Source organism: Solemya elarraichensis gill symbiont (assembly GCF_002021095.1).
In the GTDB taxonomy this organism is placed as follows: domain Bacteria; phylum Pseudomonadota; class Gammaproteobacteria; order Chromatiales; family Chromatiaceae.
In genome coordinates, this window is the sequence record NZ_MPRK01000376.1 from 1 (window position 1) to 1,017 (window position 1,017).

A 1,017-nucleotide genomic window follows, 5' to 3' on the forward strand; every position below is an offset into this window, starting at 1 on the left:
TTTTCCTTTGGCGCTGGCGCACGTCAGAAAAACAGTCTCGCCTAGTGGCTACCGGGGACTACGCGCCTTCGATTCTCTCTCCTTGGCGCGCAGCGACCGATTGCCAGCACCCATTCACCGACCTTGAGATCGGCTCCGTTACCGATTTTTACGGTAGGTAGTCCATCTGCATCAATTTTCAGCAGTGCGACATCAGTCTGCTTGTCTGAACCGATAATTTCGGCAGTAAATTCACGTCGGTCAGCCAGGCGAACAATCACCTCATCGGCATCACTCACGACATGGTGATTGGTCATGACATAACCATCTTCGCTGATAATAAAACCGGATCCGAGCGACTCGCTTTTGAAGTCAGGCATCTGGTCAAAATCGAACTGTTCGCCAAAAAAGCGCTTGAGCAGATCATCAAATGGTGCCCCATCAGGCATCTCGGGGATATCGAAATGATGTTTCCCGGATTTTTTGCCGGCCGTACCATTCTGGGTTGTACTGATATTCACCACCACAGGTGAATTCTTCTCTGCCAGTTCAGTAAAATCCGGCAACTGCGCATGCGCTATCGCAGAGAATAGAAGAGTTAATGTAATCAGAAATGCACTAGCAGGTGCAGTGATTGTCCTTATCATTCAGGTTACCTCGTCAGATTATCCAGTGATACACGATTTCCGGAGACGGAATCAGTTAAACGGCGCAATTGGATTTCCCCAAGCGCTTCTTGTCTGCGCATACGGCTTACCAGGAAAAGCACCAGTCCCATGCCGAATAGACCGCCGATAACCTGGAATAGTTCCTGCGGCAGTGATAGCTGGGCGGCAACGGCATTGAGCAGCATCGCACCGCCAATCAGACCCAGCAATGGGAACAGATAGAGTCGCAGGCTGCCGGAAACAACCGCTTCCTCAGCGATCGACAGGACAACCCTGTCTCCGACAACTGCATTAATAGTATTTGGTAATTGCAACTGCTGGTAACGACCAGGAAAAAGCGAGGCTACAATTGAGGTTCCGCATCCGGATT

Annotated in this window: 2 protein-coding genes; both read right to left on the minus strand. The window is 50.4% G+C overall.

Annotated features, from left to right (window positions below):
• Window positions 1-41 precede the first annotated feature (41 nt).
• Window positions 42-626 carry a trypsin-like peptidase domain-containing protein gene (locus BOW51_RS11030; RefSeq protein ID WP_078477740.1) on the minus strand — a complete coding sequence of 195 codons (585 nt, stop codon included), beginning with the start codon at window positions 624-626 and terminating at the stop codon, window positions 42-44.
• A gap of 5 nt (window positions 627-631) precedes the next feature.
• On the minus strand, window positions 632-1,017 hold a 386-nt coding region (locus BOW51_RS11035), incomplete at its 5' end, for a SoxR reducing system RseC family protein (RefSeq protein WP_078477741.1).